Annotated in this window: 1 protein-coding gene and 1 pseudogene; both read right to left on the reverse strand. The window is 71.9% G+C overall.

Annotation, left to right across the window (positions count from 1 at the left end; genetic code table 11):
* Positions 1–165: pseudogene (locus GXB81_RS31205) on the reverse strand (threonine-phosphate decarboxylase); the annotation flags it as partial.
* A 40-nt stretch (positions 166–205) separates the two neighbouring features.
* Positions 206–853 (reverse strand): CobD/CbiB family cobalamin biosynthesis protein (locus GXB81_RS31210; protein ID WP_205991231.1); only part of this gene is annotated, 648 nt, incomplete at its 5' end.

Here is an 853-nt window from a genome sequence, read left to right on the forward strand (position 1 = left end):
GCGCCAGGCGTCGGCGGGAACCGGCGGCACTGGATAGCCGTGCGGATTGATCCCCGTCGACAGATCGAGCCATTGCGCGTACGGCCGGCCGTAGCGCGCGGCCGCTTCGTGCAGGTTGCCGCCGTGCGCGATCGGGCCCGCGGGCATGCTCGGGCCGGCGGGCATCGGCTCGGCGCTGGGCCGATTCTCGCGCGGGTCGATGGCCTTAACCATGAAACGGCACGCTCAGCAAAGCCAGCACGATCAGCACGGCCAGCCACAGAATGATCGTGCGCTCGACCAGCATCAGCGCGGCGCTCACATGGCGCGCTTCGGCGGGATGCCCGAAGCCGAGCGTCGGGCGCTGTTCGAGCGCACCGTGATACACCGCCGCTCCGCCGATCAGCACGTTCAGGCTGCCCGCGCCGGACGCCATCACCGGGCCCGCGTTCGGGCTATCCCAGCGCGGCGCCTGCTCGCGCCAGCAGCGCCATGCGCTCAGCGTGTCGCCGAGCAGCGCGTAGCTCGTGGCGGTCAGGCGCGCGGGAATCCAGTTCAGCACGTCGTCGATGCGCGCCGCGGCCCAGCCGAAGCGCAGATAGCGCGGCGTGCGATAGCCCCACATCGCGTCGAGCGTATTGGCAAGGCGAAAGCCGAGCGCGCCCGGCCCGCCCGCGATCGCGAACCAGAACAGCGCGCCGAAGATCGCGTCGTTGCCGTTTTCGAGCGCCGACTCGACGGCGGCGCGCGAGAGCGCGGCTTCGTCGGATTGCGTGGTGTCGCGCGACACGATGCGCGCGGTCAGAAGGCGCGCGCTGGCGAGATCGCGGGCACCGAGCGCCCGCGCGATCGGCGCGATGTGGTCGCGCAGGCT

Origin of the sequence: Paraburkholderia sp. Ac-20336 (genome assembly GCF_017105025.1) — a bacterium.
Classification (GTDB): Bacteria; Pseudomonadota; Gammaproteobacteria; order Burkholderiales; family Burkholderiaceae; genus Paraburkholderia.